Genomic DNA, 519 nt, shown 5'->3' on the forward strand with positions numbered 1-519 from the left:
CCGGTGGTGCTGGTGGCGCTCTTCTGGCTGCTGGTGCGGGAGGCCGCCGGGCGGGAACCGGCGCGGCGGGACGCGGGCGGGCTCGCCGCAGCGCCTGAGGCGGGCCAGCACGGCGCGGCGAGGACCTGACAAGGAGCCTGGCGGTGGCGGCGGGCCGTGGTAAGTCCCCGGCGGATCCGGGAGAGGGGCGATGAGCGAGGCGGAGCCGTGTGCGTCGGCACCCATGGTCGGGCTCGCGGCGGTCATCGTGGCGGCGACCCTGGACGAGCCGCGCGTCCTCACCGTGCCGGTGCCGGGCCAGCCCGCCGGCCGGGCCGAGGGCCTCCCCGCCGGCCCGCTGGAACCGGCCCATCCGACCCTGGAACGGGGATTGCGCGCCTGGGTTGAGCGCCAGACCGGCCAGAGCCTGGGCTACGTCGAGCAGCTCTACACCTTCGGCGACCGGAACCGCCGTCCGGCGGGGCAGCACGCCCTCTCGGTCGCCTACCTGGCCCTGGCGCGGGAGGCGCGGCCCGCCGC

Annotated in this window: 1 pseudogene; it reads left to right on the plus strand. The window is 78.0% G+C overall.

The features are described from left to right. Window positions 1-190: 190 nt before the first annotated feature. Window positions 191-519 (plus strand): annotated as a pseudogene (locus tag VQ02_RS33980) (hypothetical protein); the annotation flags it as partial.

It is taken from the genome of Methylobacterium variabile, from assembly GCF_001043975.1.
Taxonomy (GTDB): domain Bacteria; phylum Pseudomonadota; class Alphaproteobacteria; order Rhizobiales; family Beijerinckiaceae; genus Methylobacterium; species Methylobacterium variabile.